Source organism: Bradyrhizobium sp. UFLA05-153, from assembly GCF_054185185.1.
Genome location: NZ_JBBIAM010000014.1, coordinates 52,329 through 70,967, shown reverse-complemented (window position 1 = coordinate 70,967; position 18,639 = coordinate 52,329). Strand labels below are relative to the sequence as shown.

The following is an 18,639-nucleotide window of genomic DNA, read 5'->3' as shown; positions in this document are numbered from 1 at the left end:
GAATACCCGCTTAGATGTCAGCTCCAAGGCGGCACGAAGGGTCGCCGGGAAGTAGGTAAAAGTTCCCAGTTTCAACAGTTTTGGCCTGTTTCTGGAGAAACTGCTGAAACTCTTGATTTTTTAGAGAAATACGGTTTCAACAGCGGCGATCTAGAATAGATCCGAGCGTTGAAACCATGGGCTTTCGAGAACTTAACAATGATCAGCGCCGCGAGCTGGTCAACAGCCAGCAGCGCTTTCAGGCCCTGCGGGACGCCAAGGGCGCGTACGACGCTCATCGCGGTTCCCTGACTTGGGCGGTGTCCAAAGGTCGTGAATACCTCGTCCGGAGCTACTACAACAAAGCGGGCCTCCGGAAGCAAAGCTCGCTCGGCGTGCGCTCTCCCGAAACCGAAAAAATGAAGGCTGACTTCGACGCTAAGCGCGCTGCGGCAGAAGGCCGATTGAAGAATTTGCGCGACACGATGGAGCGACAAGCCGCAGTCAATCGAGCGCTCGAATTGGGTCGCGTACCGCTGATTGGAGCTCGGATCATGCGCGCTCTCGACCGCTTCGGGATGTTAGGTTCAGGCATTCGGATTCTCGAAACGAACGCGATCTACGGTTATGAGGCCTCTTCCGGCGTCAGGATCGATCCGGGCTTAGCAACGACGGAAGACATCGATATTCTGCTCGACGCGCGCCGCGCACTTACGTTCGTGGCGGACGACGACGTCTCCGAGTCTTCGCTCCTGAAAATACTCCAACGTGTCGACACCAGCTTCGAACGCGCCAAGCAGACGTTCCGGGCTGTGAACCGGGACGGCTATCTCGTCGATCTGATCAAGCCGATGCAGAGCCCTTCTTGGAAGAAGGCTCCGGACAAGATCGGCTCGGACCCGGAAGACCTGACAGCCGTTCAAATCGAAGGACTCGACTGGCTGCAGAATTCTCCGGCTTTCGAGGCGGTCGCGATCGACGAAAAGGGCGAACCGGTGCGCATCGTCGCTCCAGATCCGCGGGTTTGGGCCGCCCATAAGCTTTGGTTGTCCCGGCGTGCGGAGAGGGACCAACGAGATGCAGCGCAGGCGGAAGCCGTGAGTGCTCTAGTGGCAAACTATCTCACTCACCTGCCATTCGACGCAGAGCAGTTAGGGATGCTTCCGAAAGAAGTGGTAGACAGCGCGGCGCCGTTTTTCGTTAAGAAAGACACCGCGGCGCGAGCCTAGCAGTCAGGCTCGACAAGAATGAGGTCGTCAAAGCCGGCGCCGATCATCGGCGGCGCCACGATGATGATCGGCACGATGCTGCTGCTCGTCGGCATGATCATCGCCATAATCGACGTGACGAAGATCATCATGACTGCCACGATCACCGGCATCGTCATCGTCATCGCCAGCAGCAGCACCAACACCAGCACCAGGATTAGCATCGCGATCGGCGCCGCCAGCATTGCCGGCAGCGCAGCGGTTGGTGGCGATTTGATTCCGATCAAAAACGGTTTGCAGTCACCGCAAAACCGCTAACGGTACTCACGGCGAAATCTTCGCGGCGTTAATGTTTGGCCTAAAACCTGGCCGCTGATTTTCTATGAGGGGCATCAACTTACAAAATCGAGTCGTTGAATCGAGCGCTCTTATAACCCCGGCGACTCGTTCTTTAGTGGACCTACAAACGCTCCTGTCGCTATTCGCGGACAAGCGGCGTTCCCTTAGTCGTCGGGATGTCCTTGTACATTCCGCGATTTTTCCAGCCCCTCCTCATTGCACATGGATTACCGGTCGCAAGTCGGCTGCGTTTGGATGACCTCGTGGCTTTGGTAACGAGAGCAGTTGACGCTTGTCGACGTAACTCTCCCCAGGCGAGGCGGATACAACGCATCGGACCTGGGCGGAGCTCTTTGAACCGTTCATATAAATCCGGTTCTTGTGCGGATTTTTAAGAATGATTTGTTGAAATGCTCGAATCGTGTCGAAAAGTCAGCTCTTGAGGTGGATAATAGGACATGATTCACCTGCAGCCTTCAATTTGTCGGCGACGTCGACGACTCCGTCGATGTCCAAACCGAGTTCCGCAGCATAAGCTATCGACGCATGACGTTCTCGGTTCGACAACCTCAAACGAGATATTGCCCCGCCGCGCTGCTAAGGCGGCAAGACCATGCAAAATGCGACACAACGCTGGAATATCCAGTGGCATCCTTCTGATCAAAAGCGGCGTAAGGGCCGGGATCGGTGAGCGCGCTATGGGCGGCGTGGTCGTCGGAGGTCGAGACTTCAGTCATCGATGCAATTCGGTAGGGGCAAGCAATCATATTAGCCTGTCGCTGCACAACAGCAGGATCTTGAAGCCACAGATCGAGCTGGCGCATCAGTCGAAGCCCTTTTCGCCCTTCGCCTAGGCCCGACCACCATCTGCCACCGGGGCCCGAGACATCTCGCATGAGCATGTCGTCAGTCGGCGAGGGGAGGCTCCACCGGAATGGCAAAGCCCGCCTTCACCCGGTCCATGACGACCATGGTTGTGAACCCTTTGATGTGGAGGTTTTTCTGCAAGAAACGGCGGGTGAACTGTTCATAATCGTCCATTGTGCGCGCGGTAACGTAGAGGACGAAGTCTGCCTCTCCGGTCACATAGAACCCATTCACAACCTGGGCCGAGGTCTTGATGGCCTTTTTGAACCCGTCAATGATCTCCGAGCTCTCTCGCTCCAGGCTGACGAGCACAAGCGCCTGGATGCATCTGCCGACCGCTTTTGGCGAAACGATCGAGATATCGGCTTCGATGATGCCCTCCGAACGCAGCCGTTTGAGACGGCGCTGACACGCCGTAGAAGAAAGGCCGGCGAGTTCGCCGATGGCTTCCGTCGTAAGACGATTGTTCTTCTGCAGGATCTCCAGAATGCGGGCGTCGATCCGATCGTACCGCATAGTTGGAGGCCACGCTTTGGAGGTGAGCTTCACCACGAAAGATCCTTGCGGGTACAAAAAGTCCCTTGAACGACGCCAAGGCGCGAGGGCATGCGCACTGGCTGATCGCGCCGCTTGACGCTCACAAGCGCTGCAACTTCCATGCCGGAGCAGCCCTAGCAGAAAGTCGCGCCGAGCTCGCATGCTTGAATCCTTGTCCAGATGTCCCGAGTCAGCCGACGCGGCGAGCCAGGACAGCCGAGGAGCGACGATCACAAACGATGATTTTCGTTCTCAGACCTGCTTCAATCGCAACCGCATCCAGCGTAATCGCGGCCTGCTTGAAACGGCGCTCGCTTAGCACGAGCTCTCATATGTTCAAATAGCGCTTTTCTCAAGGAGGCCGTCGTTTCGAAGCCAGAAACGCGATCATTGTTGTTCGGCGTTGGAGCCATCCACAAACCAAAGTTCAAGGTCGATTGCCGATAGCGCTATCACCGCGCGCTGTGCTTCCGCTCTCGGAAATCTGCATAGGCTGACGTTTTTTCTGCTTGTGACTATCGGATCGTTTGTGGCCGATACGAAAGCCAAATCGAAAACTATGAAGCGATGTCGGCGAAGACGGGCGAGATGCAGAAGCCGTTGTAAGCCAGGGTAATACTAACATTACTTTCATACACGTGCGGGGCGCAGGCTCGCGTTCCGAATCGATGAGCACACCGAGCTGCGCGAGCTCTCGCCAACGGCATCATCCGCCAACTCACCCTGTAGACGCCAACAGGTCGTAAATCGCATCTTAGGCCGTCAGCACCGGCTCATCGGGCGGCACATAGGCGCTGGCAGGATCGAGTGAAAAGTCGCCTCGCGTGTTGTTACGCGCGGCGAGCTCGATGCCCTTGCACTCCGGAGCTGGCGATAAAGCGTTCCTAATATCGAGACGCAGTTTCTCTTCGCGATTTCTCGAAATGCGCGTTTTTTGTGCGTAGCGCCTTTTGGAGGTGCTCGTATCTCTCCGAATGAATGCAATAGCCGAAACCAAATTCTCTTCGCACTGCCGCCGATGTTCGTCACAACGCACTGTGCGTCGGTTCGTCGATAGTTGCGTGCTGGTAAGGGTTATTAACTTGCGCTTGGTAATAGGCTGACTGGTTCGATTCGCGTCGTCTTTTTTTCTAAGATTAAGCCGTCGAGGAGCCGTTTTGGCTCTACGGCACCGGCTAAGTTTTTTCAGAAGATTATTTCAGGGGGCGGCCGAGGTCGCTTTAAGTCTATGAGTTGGGATCAGCGAAAAGCCAAACGCGTTCAGCTCGATCATCGATATCGCGCAACTTTGGTAGGCGCCGACGGCAAATGGCGCCGCGATTGCGTTCTCCTTGATGTTTCCCAAACGGGAGCACGGCTTCGGATAGATGGATCGCCGGAAGTCCTCAAGGCGCGGCAGTTCTTCTTGCTGCTTTCGACAATGGGTTTGGTCTACCGCAGATGCGAGTTGGTCCGGCTGGACGGCTCCGAAGTCGGTGTCGAATTCGTAACGAGCCGGACCCGTGGTGAACGCGCGTCGCATTCCGACAGGTCACCTAGCTCTGCCGCGGATTAATTCAATGGAGTTGATTTTCTCGCGCAGTATACCTGCGCTGGATATGGAGTCCCTTTTGGCTCTCGAAGCCCGGGAAGCGCCGTTTCGCGATCACGACGGATTTCTTCTCTATCTCGCCAAGGAGTTGTCCTCTTCTGCCCTCAAAGAGGAGAGGCTTCTTCGTCTTGAGGCGCGCGAGGCATTGATCTGGCTGAATGAGACGCCGGAAGAGCAAGGTTCGTTTTGGCGTTAGCCTGGGCGGCACTCTTGCGGCAATTGCCTAATCGAAGGTCCTAAGATGCCGCCTTTGAGAGACAGCGCACGCTGCGACACGGGGTCACTTCTAAGATGATAGAAGAGAAATTGTCGCGTGGCGCCGCCAAATCACAAGGCTTTCAATGTAGATCAAGGGCCAGGAGATCCTGATCGAAGTCCTGAGCACGAAGGTCACGATCTCTAAAGGAAGCCTTTAATCGTCCGTTAGAGACGTTTGTCTACCGCTTGCAACCCATGCTCCTTTAAATACGTCAATTTTGGAAACAGGTTGCCTCCGAGGCCAGAATGAACGGAAATCGTCTGGATCCTTCCCTCACCGTTCCGCCATCAGTAAATGTTTTCGTGATCTGTGGACGTTTGAGCCCGGGTTGACCGCGGCCGAATGTTTCCTTCGACCGACGCAGCGGTAGGACGTGAGGAGCATTATTGCAGTGTCGGCTTAGCGGCCTGCCCCGCCTTCGCCAAGAGCCAATCTTCGACTCGGCGGATTTTGCTCAATAGTTCGGCGGCGTCGGCACGATCGCGCGCATAGTAATTGACGACGCTGCATGTCAGAAGTGCAATGGCAACTGCCGCGTCCGTAACGTCTTCGTCCATAAGCACTGCCGCCATCGTTTCGGCCAGCATCTTTGCGCGTGCAAGCTCATCGCCTGAGGGCTTCGCTAGCATGGGCGGTACAGGTTCTGTCATGCGACCTCGCTGTGAGCCGAGCAGATACATTTACCACTTTATTTCCCATACAATCAACCTTTGCGTGTAGAGGTTCAAACGCTTGCCGCAACTGATCTCCTCAAGTTAGCGCTATCAAGTCATTCGGTAGACCCTCACAACATTGTGGAGAGGAGGATCTTTTCTGCTACATTGCGGGAGTTAGTTCGTTTCATTGTGCAGATGCCCCAAGTCGATGTCAGTTGTAGATCTAGTTCCTGAAATTCCCGAATGGTTCTGGCAGATACGCTATGACCCGAACCACGACGCAGACTCGCCAACGCTGTTGGGAATTGAATGCGGGGCAAACTGCCCAAACTTCGCCCTACGAATTGCTGCGGCATTTCGGCCGTTACGTTCCCAACTTGCGGTCAAGCAATCTGTGGGACGATACAGAACATACGATCGAGGTCGATCAATATCAGCCGCTCGACCTTCTGCTCTTCAACCGGAATCAGAGCGCCTGGGGCGCCCATGTTGCCGTCTACACGGGTAACGATCGGGCACTTCATTTGAGCCGAAGGCTCGGCCACGCGGCTGTATGGCCGCTTGCGCATTTCGCGCAGCGTCCAGAATATCAGGTACTGGTCGGGGCGAAGCGGGCTATAGCTCTCGCGTCCGGTCGCTAAATTCCAGAAGTCGGGCACTATAAGGCGAACCCCTTCACTTCAAGATGCTGCGAGCGACATTCGTTAGTTCGCCTCGTTGCACGGCGCTCCCAGCCAACGAAAATAACCAGCCCGTAGTGGCGCTGGGAGGAATCCATGCCGACGCTCGATAGGCGCTACAATATCAGAATCGAGAACAAACCGACGTCCTCGCAGCTTTCGATCATTACGTTAAATCGCTGGCTAGAATATCTTCCCCAAGAGGTGCCCGAGCACGCCGATCGTTGCCTGCACAGCCATCCCGATCAGGCTGTCCTTGAGCTTCGTTCCATACTGGGTAACGATCGGCTTCAGGAGCGCCAACAGTACATTGACGCGAACCCGCGTGGCCTTCAACAGACGCCGGCCGGCTGAAACTTCGGCCTCGCGCTGATCTTTCTCTAGCGGATCGTCGAAGTCGCTGGCCTCGCGGATTGTCTTCTCCAACTTCTCCATCGCTGCGTCGGCGTCAGTATACTCCTTGCTGTTGTGGTTGATCGTGACGGTGCGATCCGATGCCGGCACGACCTTATCGAAATGCTCCTCGATGTAGCGCAGCAGTTCGCGCGTTGTCGGCAGGAAAATCTGCCGCGACACATCGGAAAATTAAATGTCGTGGTTGTTGTCGCGGTACAAGAAGTCCCTGCAAAAATCGTAGATGTCCAGTTCGCCGTTGCTCAACGCCCGAAGCAGGGCAACCCGCAGCGCACGGTGTTGTCCTGGGGCCATAGTAGTGTGCCGCTGCCGACCACGGGTCCGACCGTTTCTCTGCACTCCGCATATAACGTCGGAAAGTCAACGCGCGCTTCGAGGTCTGCAACGACGATCCGCTGCACCCTCGGCGTGTCGTCGATGTTGCGCAAGAAATCATTTAGGTGGTCCTTGAACTGATACTTTGCGCGCCGGTCACATTATCAGTCAGTTCGTTCGATAGATCTGCCATTACGCTCTCCTGCACCCCAAATGCCTGATTGGCCTTTCATAAGATGGCGTTCGATCGCGGTCACCTGTGGCAAATCGCGCGTCGATTTCTCTATGCAAGCTCCTGGTCTCAAGACCGTTCTGCGCACGCGCCACAGCCGCCATTTCTATGCTTCCGTAGGTTTAAGCGGTGTGAAGCGCCGATGGCAGCGTTCTGCAGCCTTGACCGCTGAGCTGACCACAAACCGAACAGCGGCATCCTGCGGGGACCTTGCACAAGTTCTCAACTGGCGTTGATCGCGGCCCCATGTAGTTGGTCATGTCATTCCAGAGGACACGTAGTGGGCAGTGCCAGCAACGCGGCTAGACGGGGCCAACCGCGCTCTCGCAAGAGGAGTCTCCCGATAGCCGCACTTGTTCCAACGCGCGCTCACCGTGTCCGATGCATGACGATGTGTGAAGATGCTGACAGGCTGCTTAAGACGAGCACGTTGCATTCAAACAGTTTCTCCTTTGGCACGACTAATGCTTTGGGTTCGTTGGCGGGGCGCCTGACCGACGATATCTGCCGGAGCAAGGCGATCTGTCGATCTGTCGATCGGTTAGCCAAAAGGATGGAGCATCCGACAGTTGACTTCGATCATGACCACATTCCTTACCCAGAACCAATCGCAATGGGAATTGTTAAAAGCCATGCCGATCCAGCAGTTGACGAACCATTTTGAAAACAATGCCGGGCCTCATCGACGGCGCGATCTGGCTTTCGTGAAAATTCTATTACGACTGCGGTCAAGGCTTCCGACGTCCCCATCTCGATCAGTCGTTCGCCTTCTGGCGCGGGTCCTGACGTGCGCCTTAGTAATAGGTGGCGTGTCAAAAGAGAGTCTTGCGAGCTCCATGCAACTCACCAGCTTTGCGCTTGGTAACGGCCTGCAAGTGGTCGTGATCCCGGACCATCGTACACCGGTGGTGACGCAGATGATCTGGTACAAAGTAGGCTCTGCAGACGAGCCGCCGGGCAAATCCGGACTCGCCCATTTTCTCGAACATCTCATGTTCAAGGGCACGGAGGAGCACGCGATTGGTGATCTTTCGCAGATCGTGCATCGCGTCGGTGGAGATCAAAACGCCTTCACGTCCACTGATTTCACTGCCTATTTTCAGCGCGTCCCGCGCGAACAACTGTCGACCATGATGGACCTCGAGGCCGACCGGATGACCGGCCTGGTTCTGAAGGACGAGAATGTGCTAGCCGAGCGTGACGTCGTGCTCGAAGAGCACAACATGCGGGTTGCCAACAGTCCGGAGGCGCGGCTGTACGAGCAGATGGAGGGAGCGCTCTACCTCAATCACCCCTATGGACGGCCGATCATCGGTTGGCGACAAGAGATCGAAAAGTTGGATCGCGAGGATGCGCTAGCATTCTACCGTCGCTTCTATGCGCCGAACAACGCGATCCTGGTGATCGCCGGCGACGTCGAGGTCGCCGACGTGCGTCCGCTGGTCGAGCACAATTTCGGCGCGATCCCGGCACGGCCCGCGATTCCCGCACAACGCATCCGACCGCAGGAGCCGGAGCCGGCCGCCCCGCGCACCGTCACGCTATCCGATCCGCGCGTGGAGCAGCCGAGCGTGCAGCGCATTTATCTCGCGCCCTCAGCTGCGACCGCGGCGCCCGGCGAGAGCGCGGCACTCGATGTGCTGGCGCAACTCATGGGCGGCGGCAATAACTCCTATCTCTACCGCGTGCTCGTGGTCGACAAGCCGCTCGCGGTCTCCGCCAGCGCCAGCTATTCGAGCACCTCGCTCGACCCGAGCCAGTTCTCGATCGCGGCCTCTCCCAAGCAGGGCGTCAGCTTTGCAGAGGTCGAGCAGGTCATCGACGGCGTGATCGCCGACATCGTGCAGAACCCGATCCGCGCGGAGGATCTCGAGCGGGTCAAGACCCAGCTCATCGCCGAAGCAATCTACGTCCAGGACGATCAAGCGGTGCTGGCGCAATGGTATGGTGGTGCGCTCACGACGGGCCTGTCCATCGAGGACATCCGCAGCTGGCCCGATCGCATCCGCGCCGTGACCGCCGAACAGGTGCGCGCCGTCGCGCAAAAATGGCTCGAGAAGAAGCGCTCGGTCACCGGCTACCTGATCAAGGACACCACCACCGCCAAGCGCGAGGAGAAGCGTTCGTGACCTATCCCTTCCTCCGCGTGCGCGGCATTGCGCTCTCCGTCGTCACCTCGATGGCTCTCTCTTTGGTGTCCATCTCGCCGTCACAGGCCGCGGCCAAGATCCAGCACCTGACCTCGCCCGGCGGCATCGAAGCCTGGTTCGTGCAGGACGCGACCGTGCCACTGATCGCGATGGAGTATTCGTTTGTCGGCGGCGCGTCGCAGGACCCCAAGGATAAACCTGGTGTCGCCAATCTCGTCGGCGACCTCCTCGACGAAGGCTCCGGCGATCTCGATTCCAAGACCTTCCACGAGCGGCTCGACCGCCGCGCCATCGAGCTCTCCTTCAACGCCAACCGCGACACCTTCCGCGGCAGCCTGCGCATGCTCCGCGACAACAAGGACGAGGCTTTCGACCTGTTGCGGATGGCGCTGACCTCGCCGCATTTCGACACCGCCGACGTCGAGCGTATCCGTTCCCAGGTCATCTCGGGCCTGCGCCGCGACACCACCAATCCGACCGCGCTCGCCAGCCGTAAACTTTCCGAGATCGCCTTCGGCGATCATCCCTACGGCCGGCCGACCAGCGGGACGCTGGAAAGCGTGCCGACCATCACGGTCGCCGACATGAAGGATTATGTCGGCCGCGTGCTGGCCAGGGACACGCTGAAGGTCGCGGTCGTCGGCGACGTCGACCCGGCAACCCTCGGCAAGCTGCTCGACAGGACGTTTGGCAGCCTGCCGGCCAAGGCGAACCTCACACAGGTCCCCGACGTCCAGCCAGCCGCACCGCCGCAGCGCGCCTTCGTGCCGCTCGACGTGCCGCAGACCGTGATCACCTTTGGCGGCCCCGGCGTGAAGCGCAGCGATCCGAACTTCATGGCCGCCTACGTCGTCAACCACATCCTGGGCGGCGGCGGACTGCCGTCCCGGCTCTATCGCGAGGTGCGCGAGAAGCGCGGGCTCGCCTATTCGGTGTTTGAAGCGCTGCTGTGGATGGAGCATTCGGCCGTGTTCATCGGCAGCACCGGCACGCGGGCGGACCGCGCCGGCGACACCATCGACGCCATCGAGAGGGAAGTGCGCCGCATCGCCGAGGAGGGACCGACGCAGAAGGAGCTCGACGAGGCCAAGTCCTACCTCAAGGGCTCGCAGATGCTCGCTCTCGACACCTCATCCAAGCTCGCGCAGGCGCTGCTGCAATATCAGCAGGACAAGCTGCCGATCGATTATATCGAGAAGCGCAACGCCATCGTCGATGCCGTGACGCTGGATGACGCCAAGGCGGCTGCCAAGCGCCTCTGGGGCCAGGGCCTCCTGACCGTCATCGTCGGCCGCGCAGCGGCGCAGCCGCTTGCCGCACCCGCGACGAACTCGAACTGAACTGCCTTGTGGCTAGTCGCGCTCCATAAATCTAACTCGCCACCGCCATGACTGTGCACGAAGAGAAACAAACATTCCCCTTGCACGTTGTTTGATGAACTGCGCTTCGGGCAATCAGAGGTGAAACCGTGCAAGCAATGCGCCTGGTCCAAGCGGCGATCTGGGACTATGGTGGTTTCAGGGTAGCAGGTGACATCCGAAGCAAAACCAAGCTCCCCGCCCGGTCTGGTGGTCTAGGCCGTCGAGGGGACGGGGAGCAGTGCGACAGCCACACCCGTCGCATCGATCAAGCTAGAAATGTCATGTGGGGATCTTGTGAACTCGGGCTTCCTATTAATGGACTTTAATCCTGTCCAAGGGAAGGCGCAGCTCTGCTGCGCGTTCCTCGCGATCCTTCTTGCGAAACTCGTTCTCCCGCCGCTCGAAATCAAGCAGCTCCTTCCGGGCCGCCTCTAAGAGCCGATCAAGCGGCGCCTTACCTGCTTGCGTGCGTTCGATCATGACTTACCCCATCTACGAGGGCTCCCAGCATATGGAAGAATTGGAACAGCAGAAAGGTTCGGCGTCGGAAAGTTACAAATTTGTGACGGCAGCACGCTCCACGTTCCAGTCAACAGTACTATTGCGCTCATCAGTGCCGTGACACCGACGGCAGGGAGCATGGTCGGCATAGCCATATGCCCTTTCAATAGCCACCATAGCCGAGAACTAACAGCTCCGGCCGCCGGACAAACATTGCCGCCAGATCCGTCTCTTGCGGATCTTCATGGAGACGCCCTTGGATTTGCATTGCGCAGACTGGCGCCGGCCGGATTCGCCTGATTGAGATGCGTCTCGTGCAGAGTGGCGGATAGAAGTCCCGGCCGCGCAGATCGTTGCCAGTAAAGACCGAGCCTTTCAGCGAGGTCATTCGGAAGCTCGCGCGCAACAGCGCTGACGTTCCGAAATAGACCTCTTTAGGGTGCGCCATGCTGAAGTCGAGGCCGGGTGAAGTCGGCGTCCTGAAAGGAAATCGCATCCGCGCTGCCACGGTCGAGGCGGATCGTTGATCCGCACCAAGTATCCTCCGAGCCGCGCAGCCTTGTGAGCGAATTTGTCCTCTTATTGGGGAGCGAGAACGACACTATGTTCCGGGACGGCAGCGCTGACCGCGATGATAGGCGAAAGAAATGGCCTCAACACCTAAATGCTGGGGCCGTGAAGGTCCTTGGCGAGTGCACCCACATCGCTGTTAGGCGCAGGGACGAGAGAGCTGCCCCCAAGCAGGCAGTAACGTTGTTCTCATGCCTGGACTCAAAGCGCCTCAACATGGCGACCAAACCCGGATGGCTCGGCGCTCTGCGTCCCAGCTTGACTAGGGTCGCTCGATGTGACGACGCCCGATGGCAATAGTGAGCACGACCCATTTCTCTCGTCGGCACAATAAGGCACTTGCCGCGGGGTGGAGCCCGTGGACGACGTCTCTATTTCATCTGGACGTCCTGCAGGAGACGATGGGCATCATGCCAGATATTGCGTGGCTTATCTTCTTGCGGACCCATCCGGTTTACATGAAGTCATCATCGTACGAATCCTGCCAGGTATTTGCTGCGCTCTCCGACACCACGGCATCACTGCTCTCACTTTCCTCAGCCTTGGCAAGATATTGTGCGGGCTTGTTCGCTCGCTGCCATTCACCGTCGCCGTTCTTCGTCCACTTATCGGGATGCTGGGTAGGGTCGAGCAGCATCGTCGAGTTACTTACTTCGACAAAACCCAACGCCGTCGCGCGGGCTTTCGCTTCCGGGTTGACAGGATTTGAGAGGAGCAACGGCCGTTCGCCGTCGAGCCGCAGTTGGTGTTCCAGCAGAATGTCACCTGCGTTATCGACAAGCGGATGTGTAACTCGAAAATCTACAGTGGATGTGGTTTCAGTTCGCCCCGGAAACTGTTCCCGCCAACTTTCGCCTTCGAACAGACGGCTCATGCTGGATCCCCCATCCGTTCTTAGAAGTCCGACACTTTGGTTGCCTAACTGATAGCTGAAATATCGGGCGCTTTCCGAATCGGATCCCTTGCCGTGGCGATAAGCAACGTATGCCGTGCGCTCTGCCTTCAAGGACACGGATCGTGAGTACTGCTGTGGGTTCGCGGCGATATATTCGATCTCATCGCCGTGAAAGTCTTGCACTTTTTCCTCGAATGACGACCTTGAGATCTCCACTATAGGAGGTTTGGGAACGAGGGAGTACGGCCGTGTTGTCGCGGACGAGCCGGCGTAAGAATCCGGTCCCGCCAAATGCATATCAGCAAACATCTCCGCGAATCTGTGGCTGTCAGCGTTAGTTTGTGCGTCGCTGGTTGCTGCTCGTCTCATTTCGTCAGCCTCGCCAACACGCGCGGAGTGAATATCGGATGAGCCAACGCTTCGGTTATACATGCTGGTTCGCATTCCTATCGGAAGTGTTTTGCAGTTAGCCTGGGTTCGTCAGGCCCCGCGCAGATTGATAGGCGTGCTAGCTGACAACGAGCTGACGCAGGCATCAAGCGTCCGCAGCTTCCACGGAAGGCCGCGCTATCGCGCCAACGTAGCAGGCTCGCGCGGCGGCGGTTGCAAACTGGCGCTCGCAGTGTCGGTCTTCCCATCGAGCGCGAGCGAGAGCTTGAGATTGTTGCGCAACATCTGGTTCTCCGGTTCTGCTATGAGAGCTTTCCGATATAGCGCCTGTGCCTCATCATGGCGTCCCTCATTGTCGAGGATAACGCCTTTGGCGTTCAATGCACGCATATCGTTCGGAGCCACAAGTAAGACGTTGTCGAGCGCCTCAAGCGCCTCATGCGGCCGTTTTTGTGCCAGCAAAGCCTGCGTAAGACCGATTACCGCGTCGACATTCCCTGGTTCCTGCTTCAGCGCCTCCCGCAAGGCGTCCTCATCGCCATCCCGATCAACGGCGCGCGCAATGCGTTCGCGCATAGCTGGATCGATATCACTTGCGCCGAGCAACTTCGGCGGCGACGTCTCCTGCACCGAAAGGGCTGGCTTCTCGGAGCTGGCGCAGCCGCCGGCGAGCAGGACTGCGAGGAGAGCCGAGCACGAAACCGCACGCAATGACCACGACCGCGGCGGCACTGTCTTCTCATGTGTGCTCATGCCGTTGTTCTCAACTGTCGATCGAGCCCCGTGCTCTGTCCGCCGGCTGGCGTGGGGTTGTCGCGAATTTCCTTCGACGGAGTTTTATGCGGTGCTGCTGCCAGCTTGATGGAACCGACGGGCTGGATCGTAAAATCCGAGGCGAGTTCCTGATAGGACAGAACAGCGAGATCGATTGCGTTGCGGGTGAGAAAGCCGCGGACGAAGCGCCGGATATCCATTGAAACGAGGACGACGGGATGGGTCTGACCCGGCGCTATGCTCGAATGGATCTGGCGCATTTGGGCTAGCAGCATCTCGCTTTGCCGGTCCTCTAGAACCAGGTAGGGGCCGACAGCGGTATCGCGAACCGCACTGCGCACGATATCCTCACTTTCACGTTCGATAATAAAGGCGGGTACGACACGCTTCGCGTTGGCATGACGGTGACAGATCTGCCGTCTAAGGCCGGAGCGAACATATTCCGTGAGTAGTGCGACGTTTTGCTCACGTTCACTCCATTCGGCCAATGCCTCCAAAAGGAGCCGGGTGCTCCGGATCGGGATGCCCTCGTCCAGCAGGCGACGCAGCACATCGGCGATCCGTGGAATCGGCGTCGTACGTAGCACCTCCTTTACTAGATCGGCATATTCCTGCTCCATCCGGCTGAGCAGTTGGCGCGTCTCCTGGATGCCCACCAAACGCTGTGCATAGCGAGTCAATACCGAATGGACGCGCAATGCTAAGATTTCGCTGGGTCGGTGATGCCCGATACCGGCGGCTTTGAGAGCCGGTGCATGTTTTTGTTCTATCGAGATCCGTTTCGTCTCTGGATCATGCCGAAACGGAATGCCACTCAATTCAATGTTCGCCAAGTCGTCCGCGAGCGCGAGCTGCGTCGGGTCAATCACATCTTGTTCGACCGGGACGCCCTCGACGTCTATTCTGAATTGAGACTCGGATAACTGCTGGTCGACCTGGACAGGGATGCGGGGTACCGTGATGCCGAGATCTGCTGAGACCAGTCCCGAAATGCGTGCAATGTGCTGTCGCAATTCGTCTTGACTTATGGCCTGCATCAGGCTCGGTGCAAGAAAAAACCCGATCGGAAGTGCCTCCGCAGGCACGGCTTGGTTGTCAGGCTGGGCTGAAGCCTTAGCGGTGACATTGGCGGCTTTCTTGTCGCCTTGCACGCCTGCCTTGACGAACGACCCCATGGCCAAGACGCCGGCCAACACGAAAAACACGGGCAGAGGGAAGCCGGGAATGAGCCCCATTACAAGCAAGACGCAAGCTGCCAGCCGTAACGCGCGCGTGCTGGCCGTCAGCTGATCTACAATGTCGGCGCCAAGATTGAGGCCGGCGGCCCCATTGACACGAGTGACAATAGTCGCAGCTGTGATCGAGAGCAGTAGCGCCGGGATCTGCGCAATTAACGCATCACCTATTGTCAGCAGCGTATATTGATGCACCGCCTCGTCGAGGGGCATGCCCTTGGAGAGCAGGCCGATGGAGACCCCGCCCAGCATGTTGATGCAGATCACCATCAACCCCGCTATGGCATCCCCCTTCACGAATTTCATGGCGCCGTCCATGGCGCCGTAAAGCTGGCTTTCTTTCTCCAATGCGGCCCGCCGGCTGCGGGCTTCGTTCTGATCGATATGGCCGTTTCGTAGTTCCGCGTCGATCGCCATCTGCTTGCCTGGCAGAGCGTCGAGCGTGAAGCGCGCCGCCACCTCGGCCACACGTTCGGCGCCCTTCGCCAGAACGATGAATTGCACCATGGTCACGACGAGAAAGATGACAATGCCGACGGCGATATTTCCCGAAATTACAAAGTCGCCGAACGTGTGAATGATGCTGCCGGCATCCCCCTCGGCCAGAATCAGCCGCGTTGTTGCGATGGTGAGCGCCAGACGGAATACGGTGGAGATCAAGACGACGCCCGGCAGGGACGAAAAATCAACCGGCCTGCTGATGTGTAGAGCAACCATCAGAAGTAGTATCGCGAAGCCCAGATTGAATCCGATGAGCGTATCGATCGCAATAATCGGGATCGGCATGATCATCATACCGATCGCCAGAAGCAGCAACAATGTGACCATCAAATCCGGGTTGGCCGGCGCGCGCGCGACGAAGTTACGCAGGGCGTTGGTCATGGAAGCTCTTTTGATGGCTGTTTGACAACGACTGTGCTGCTACGCAACGAAACATAGCTTTGGAAAGTTGCCCGCGCTTCGTCCATGCGTCCGGCCCGCCGCAGGGCATGGCTACGCAAGAGCGTCAAGGGGAGGCGCGCCCACGGCTGGTCGTCGAGTATGTCCAGTCTATCCAGGATCACCAGTGCTTCATCGCCGAGCCCCTCCGAGATGAGCGCATAGGCGAAAATGCGGAGCAGGACGACATCTTGAGTATGGTCATGAACGACGAGCCGCAACAGAGCCAGGCTTTGTCCACTCTGCCCGCACGCGAGATGAATATAGGCAAGTGCGCAGAGCAAATCGCGTTCCTGCCCGGAGATCAGCAGGTCATCGCCGGTCTTGGAAACGTCCATCGGTGGGACAAGACTGACGAGTTGCGTTCCGCCCGTTTCGACCATGGCTAGCCTTGGATCAAACTGTTCCGGTTCTGTCTGAACCGAATCAAGCGCTGCAGCTCCTGCTGCAGGGCCACGAGACCTTCGCGCGCCACGGAAATCTCTGGCCTGGCCGACAGTGTGCCGGCTAGGCGTTCCAGAAGGGCACCATGCTGCTCTGCCCGGAGCACGTCCGGATAACGCAGGCGGGGCGTGACAAAGGAGAGCAGGCCATGTGCGAGACTACGAGAGTAAAGCAAGGCCAGAACCGCGCGCGGGTCGATCTCGCTGGCTTGGTTCCGCATCTCGTCGAGACCCACCGGTGTAACTGCATCGATATCGTTGACCGCCAGCATAGCTTCGACCGCGACGTCGATCGGCAGATCCGGCGCGTGCATGTCTCGGCCAATCGAGGCATGCGTGTTGCCTTGATCTACATGAGTATCATCGATCTCCATATTATTGACTTGACCAATGGCGGGCTTGATGACTGGCGCCAGGTCGACGGGGGGCATGATCTGCGAATAGGAGCTGGACTCTACAGGGTGGGACAGCTTCGCCATGACGGTCTCCTAAATCTTTCCTCCGGGTCGAAAATCCTTAGTAGGGAATGGCGGCAGAGCGGCCATTCCGGCTCAGCAACAGACGTCGTTCCTCGATTCGACTGAGTGTCCATCCATCATTCAACAGCGCGCCGACGAAATACTTCTGCCCCTTGATAAGGAGATAGGGCTGAGCTCCGCGCCAAACAGCTTCGACGGCGATTGAGGATGGCGCCTTCTCCTCCTTGACGGCCACCCCGTTCACCAGTGTTAGCGCGCCATTCGTACGACGATCGAACCATTGCTGGGCCTTCTGCCAGCTAGCGACCATGGCAGGCGTAACCGTGCCCTCGGCGGTCACAACACCTAACCCGGAACCGATCTGGATATTTAGCAGCCCGGCTCTATCAACTTCCTCTTGCAGCACCTCGGCCGCTGCATGGATGGTCCGATCATCAGGCCGGTTGATGGTCAGCTTGGGAAGGGGTTCGACGGCAGCCCCGGAAGGCGCACTCGGTGCGCCAGCGTTGTTGAAGAAGATGGTCGAGGCAGTGACGGTCCCCAAAATGCCGACCAACAGAACGGCGAGTGCCGGGATCGACACGCGCGGGGTGTCAATCGCACGAACGGGCGCTGCATCCTGTGCCGACCAGCGCATAGACATCGCGCCCGCATGAATGACAGCCGGAAGAGAAACAACAACGCGCTGGCCTGCAGCAATATTCCCGTGACCCTCTATGTCGCATCCCGCTGCAATCGCCTCGATCTCAATGGAATTGCCAACAAGGTTGATCCGGAAATGCTGCGGATCGAGCCCTTGTTCGACGAAGATCATATCAGCATCGAGGCCACTACCGATCAGACTCGTTCCGACAGCGGACAGGCCGGTCAGTCCGGAATAAAGTCCAGATAGCACCTCGAAATGGAGGGAAACGGCTTCACTCAATGATAGTCTCCTGAACAAGGAGAGAAGCCGTGACGGCTCATTCCAAGTCGACAAATTATTCGCACGACCACCAAGCCGGGAAAAGCGGGGCGGTGGTCACGCCCCGCTTTCCACGTTACTGAACGCGCTCGTCGGCCGCTTTTTTCTCGGTCTGGAGTTGCGTCGAAACTATACGCAACTCGATATCCTTCGCCATCGCTTCATTGCTAATACGTTGCAGCTCGGCGATTTGCGCTTGGAAGGTCCCAGCATGAATAACCTCATTGGCAACAGACCCTCCATTGGCGGAATTAGAACCGGCGTTGCTGCCACCCGATTTTTTGTCACCAGAAGCCTTGTTATCATCTACGTGGTGATCAGCCTGATGACTGCCACCACTAACTTTATCAACCATGTCATTCACCTTTCTGCTTGAATTTGCGGCCGCTGAGGGCTGCGCTTTCCTGACGTCGAACCATTCTGGCGTCAGGTATCCTCTTCTGTTTCGGCCATGGCGTCATCGATCAGGGACATCCCATGGCTCGCAATTTGCATTGCGACCGAGCCAAGAGCCGCTTCGAACGCTTCTTGCTGAGTGGCAGGCTGTTCGGCGGAAAGCTGCTGGTTAACAACATGATTGGCGCCAACTCTGCTTTCGATTGCTCCGGACATCTTGTGCTCCAACGTCTGTTCCCGATACGGTCGAGGCCGCATCACCATTGTCTTAACGCTAATAGGATCAGCTTTCGACAAGCTGACGAGCCCCAGAAGGATTCGCAGCGATCCATTGGCGAGTGCACCAGTTTCGCTGGCGAAGCGGGGGAGGTGAGCGTCCCTGCTCAAGGTGCTTCTGCACCCGAGCGGGGAACCCTTGATCAGTCTCGTCGATTGCTTCGTTCTGCCGACCGAGACGCTACACCG

The 18,639-nt window shown here is 57.9% G+C and carries 21 protein-coding genes; 5 read left to right on the top strand and 16 right to left on the bottom strand.

What is annotated here, in order from left to right:
* Positions 1-176: 176 nt before the first annotated feature.
* Entirely contained in the window at positions 177-1,208 is a 1,032-nt protein-coding gene (locus tag Q2941_RS11130; protein ID WP_458192498.1) for a GSU2403 family nucleotidyltransferase fold protein, read from the top strand.
* On the opposite strand, the gene Q2941_RS11125 is transcribed toward Q2941_RS11130, so the two are convergent.
* The 3 genes from Q2941_RS11125 to Q2941_RS11115 all read right to left on the bottom strand — a co-directional run bounded on the left by Q2941_RS11125 (position 1,205) and on the right by Q2941_RS11115 (position 2,909).
* Complete coding sequence (locus Q2941_RS11125; RefSeq protein ID WP_458192497.1) at positions 1,205-1,432, bottom strand: hypothetical protein; 228 nt, start codon at positions 1,430-1,432, stop codon at positions 1,205-1,207. The two genes, Q2941_RS11130 and Q2941_RS11125, sit on opposite strands and share 4 nt — an antisense overlap.
* Before the next feature lie 663 nt (positions 1,433-2,095).
* On the bottom strand, positions 2,096-2,350 hold the full coding sequence (locus tag Q2941_RS11120) for a hypothetical protein (protein ID WP_458192496.1): 255 nt from the start codon (positions 2,348-2,350) through the stop codon (positions 2,096-2,098).
* 82 nt (positions 2,351-2,432) lie between these two features.
* Positions 2,433-2,909: an Lrp/AsnC family transcriptional regulator gene (locus Q2941_RS11115; RefSeq protein WP_458192540.1), complete on the bottom strand. Its 477-nt coding sequence runs from the start codon at positions 2,907-2,909 to the stop codon at positions 2,433-2,435.
* Between the two features lie 1,249 nt (positions 2,910-4,158).
* Between Q2941_RS11115 and Q2941_RS11110 the strand changes: the two genes are divergently transcribed.
* Together Q2941_RS11110 and Q2941_RS11105 are read left to right on the top strand one after the other, a co-directional pair.
* A complete protein-coding gene (locus Q2941_RS11110) occupies positions 4,159-4,485 on the top strand; it encodes a PilZ domain-containing protein (protein WP_458192495.1) in 327 nt (108 codons plus the stop codon).
* Between the two features lie 4 nt (positions 4,486-4,489).
* Complete coding sequence (locus tag Q2941_RS11105; RefSeq protein WP_458192494.1) at positions 4,490-4,717, top strand: hypothetical protein; 228 nt, start codon at positions 4,490-4,492, stop codon at positions 4,715-4,717.
* A 446-nt stretch (positions 4,718-5,163) separates the two neighbouring features.
* Here the strand turns inward: Q2941_RS11105 and Q2941_RS11100 are convergent, their stop codons facing one another.
* The 3 genes from Q2941_RS11100 to Q2941_RS11090 form a co-directional block, all read right to left on the bottom strand.
* Complete coding sequence (locus Q2941_RS11100; RefSeq protein ID WP_458192493.1) at positions 5,164-5,460, bottom strand: hypothetical protein; 297 nt, start codon at positions 5,458-5,460, stop codon at positions 5,164-5,166.
* A gap of 359 nt (positions 5,461-5,819) precedes the next feature.
* Positions 5,820-6,095 (bottom strand): hypothetical protein, encoded by a 276-nt coding sequence (locus tag Q2941_RS11095; protein WP_458192492.1) that lies wholly within the window; start codon positions 6,093-6,095, stop codon positions 5,820-5,822.
* Between the two features lie 204 nt (positions 6,096-6,299).
* On the bottom strand, positions 6,300-6,692 hold the full coding sequence (locus tag Q2941_RS11090; RefSeq protein WP_458192491.1) for a hypothetical protein: 393 nt from the start codon (positions 6,690-6,692) through the stop codon (positions 6,300-6,302).
* A 1,221-nt stretch (positions 6,693-7,913) separates the two neighbouring features.
* Between Q2941_RS11090 and Q2941_RS11085 the strand changes: the two genes are divergently transcribed.
* Both Q2941_RS11085 and Q2941_RS11080 read left to right on the top strand, forming a co-directional pair.
* Complete coding sequence (locus tag Q2941_RS11085; RefSeq protein ID WP_458192490.1) at positions 7,914-9,206, top strand: M16 family metallopeptidase; 1,293 nt, start codon at positions 7,914-7,916, stop codon at positions 9,204-9,206.
* Positions 9,203-10,567: a M16 family metallopeptidase gene (locus Q2941_RS11080; RefSeq protein WP_458192489.1), complete on the top strand. Its 1,365-nt coding sequence runs from the start codon at positions 9,203-9,205 to the stop codon at positions 10,565-10,567. The genes Q2941_RS11085 and Q2941_RS11080 overlap by 4 nt, the downstream gene beginning before the upstream one ends.
* A 333-nt stretch (positions 10,568-10,900) precedes the next feature.
* Here Q2941_RS11080 and Q2941_RS11075 read toward each other — a convergent pair whose 3' ends face one another.
* The 10 genes from Q2941_RS11075 to Q2941_RS11030 all read right to left on the bottom strand — a co-directional run bounded on the left by Q2941_RS11075 (position 10,901) and on the right by Q2941_RS11030 (position 18,390).
* Entirely contained in the window at positions 10,901-11,068 is a 168-nt protein-coding gene (locus tag Q2941_RS11075) for a hypothetical protein (protein ID WP_458192488.1), read from the bottom strand.
* 184 nt (positions 11,069-11,252) lie between these two features.
* Positions 11,253-11,477 (bottom strand): hypothetical protein, encoded by a 225-nt coding sequence (locus Q2941_RS11070; protein WP_458192487.1) that lies wholly within the window; start codon positions 11,475-11,477, stop codon positions 11,253-11,255.
* A gap of 636 nt (positions 11,478-12,113) precedes the next feature.
* The gene (locus Q2941_RS11065) at positions 12,114-12,737 is read right to left on the bottom strand and encodes an effector protein NopP (RefSeq protein ID WP_458192486.1); all 624 of its coding nucleotides are present in this window, start codon (positions 12,735-12,737) and stop codon (positions 12,114-12,116) included.
* A gap of 384 nt (positions 12,738-13,121) precedes the next feature.
* The gene (locus Q2941_RS11060) at positions 13,122-13,520 is read right to left on the bottom strand and encodes a tetratricopeptide repeat protein (protein WP_458192485.1); all 399 of its coding nucleotides are present in this window, start codon (positions 13,518-13,520) and stop codon (positions 13,122-13,124) included.
* Between the two features lie 173 nt (positions 13,521-13,693).
* Positions 13,694-15,835, bottom strand: coding sequence for a type III secretion system export apparatus subunit SctV (sctV, locus tag Q2941_RS11055; protein WP_458192484.1), 2,142 nt, complete (start codon positions 15,833-15,835; stop codon positions 13,694-13,696).
* Positions 15,832-16,275, bottom strand: coding sequence for a tetratricopeptide repeat protein (locus Q2941_RS11050; RefSeq protein WP_458192483.1), 444 nt, complete (start codon positions 16,273-16,275; stop codon positions 15,832-15,834). Before Q2941_RS11050 ends, sctV begins: the two co-directional genes overlap by 4 nt.
* A 2-nt stretch (positions 16,276-16,277) precedes the next feature.
* The gene (locus Q2941_RS11045; RefSeq protein ID WP_458192482.1) at positions 16,278-16,814 is read right to left on the bottom strand and encodes a hypothetical protein; all 537 of its coding nucleotides are present in this window, start codon (positions 16,812-16,814) and stop codon (positions 16,278-16,280) included.
* Positions 16,815-16,851: 37 nt separating this feature from the next.
* Entirely contained in the window at positions 16,852-17,739 is an 888-nt protein-coding gene (locus tag Q2941_RS11040) for a SctD/MshK family protein (protein WP_458192481.1), read from the bottom strand.
* Between the two features lie 115 nt (positions 17,740-17,854).
* The gene (locus Q2941_RS11035) at positions 17,855-18,133 is read right to left on the bottom strand and encodes a nodulation protein NopA (protein ID WP_458192480.1); all 279 of its coding nucleotides are present in this window, start codon (positions 18,131-18,133) and stop codon (positions 17,855-17,857) included.
* A 71-nt stretch (positions 18,134-18,204) separates the two neighbouring features.
* Entirely contained in the window at positions 18,205-18,390 is a 186-nt protein-coding gene (locus Q2941_RS11030) for a hypothetical protein (RefSeq protein ID WP_458192479.1), read from the bottom strand.
* Between the last annotated feature and the right edge of the window lie 249 nt (positions 18,391-18,639).

Excerpts from the sequence above, each read along its gene's own strand:
- Q2941_RS11130 (WP_458192498.1), top strand. The coding sequence starts at position 177 with ATGGGCTTTCGAGAACTTAACAATGATCAGCGCCGCGAGCTGGTCAAC.
- Q2941_RS11125 (WP_458192497.1), bottom strand. The coding sequence starts at position 1,432 with ATGCTGGCGGCGCCGATCGCGATGCTAATCCTGGTGCTGGTGTTGGTG.
- Q2941_RS11120 (WP_458192496.1), bottom strand. The coding sequence starts at position 2,350 with ATGCGCCAGCTCGATCTGTGGCTTCAAGATCCTGCTGTTGTGCAGCGA.
- Q2941_RS11115 (WP_458192540.1), bottom strand. The coding sequence starts at position 2,909 with ATGCGGTACGATCGGATCGACGCCCGCATTCTGGAGATCCTGCAGAAG.
- Q2941_RS11110 (WP_458192495.1), top strand. The coding sequence starts at position 4,159 with ATGAGTTGGGATCAGCGAAAAGCCAAACGCGTTCAGCTCGATCATCGA.
- Q2941_RS11105 (WP_458192494.1), top strand. The coding sequence starts at position 4,490 with ATGGAGTTGATTTTCTCGCGCAGTATACCTGCGCTGGATATGGAGTCC.
- Q2941_RS11100 (WP_458192493.1), bottom strand. The coding sequence starts at position 5,460 with ATGTATCTGCTCGGCTCACAGCGAGGTCGCATGACAGAACCTGTACCG.
- Q2941_RS11085 (WP_458192490.1), top strand. The coding sequence starts at position 7,914 with ATGCAACTCACCAGCTTTGCGCTTGGTAACGGCCTGCAAGTGGTCGTG.
- Q2941_RS11075 (WP_458192488.1), bottom strand. The coding sequence starts at position 11,068 with ATGATCGAACGCACGCAAGCAGGTAAGGCGCCGCTTGATCGGCTCTTA.
- Q2941_RS11070 (WP_458192487.1), bottom strand. The coding sequence starts at position 11,477 with ATGACCTCGCTGAAAGGCTCGGTCTTTACTGGCAACGATCTGCGCGGC.
- Q2941_RS11060 (WP_458192485.1), bottom strand. The coding sequence starts at position 13,520 with ATGCGCGAACGCATTGCGCGCGCCGTTGATCGGGATGGCGATGAGGAC.
- sctV (WP_458192484.1), bottom strand. The coding sequence starts at position 15,835 with ATGACCAACGCCCTGCGTAACTTCGTCGCGCGCGCGCCGGCCAACCCG.
- Q2941_RS11050 (WP_458192483.1), bottom strand. The coding sequence starts at position 16,275 with ATGGTCGAAACGGGCGGAACGCAACTCGTCAGTCTTGTCCCACCGATG.
- Q2941_RS11045 (WP_458192482.1), bottom strand. The coding sequence starts at position 16,814 with ATGGCGAAGCTGTCCCACCCTGTAGAGTCCAGCTCCTATTCGCAGATC.
- Q2941_RS11035 (WP_458192480.1), bottom strand. The coding sequence starts at position 18,133 with ATGGTTGATAAAGTTAGTGGTGGCAGTCATCAGGCTGATCACCACGTA.
- Q2941_RS11030 (WP_458192479.1), bottom strand. The coding sequence starts at position 18,390 with ATGTCCGGAGCAATCGAAAGCAGAGTTGGCGCCAATCATGTTGTTAAC.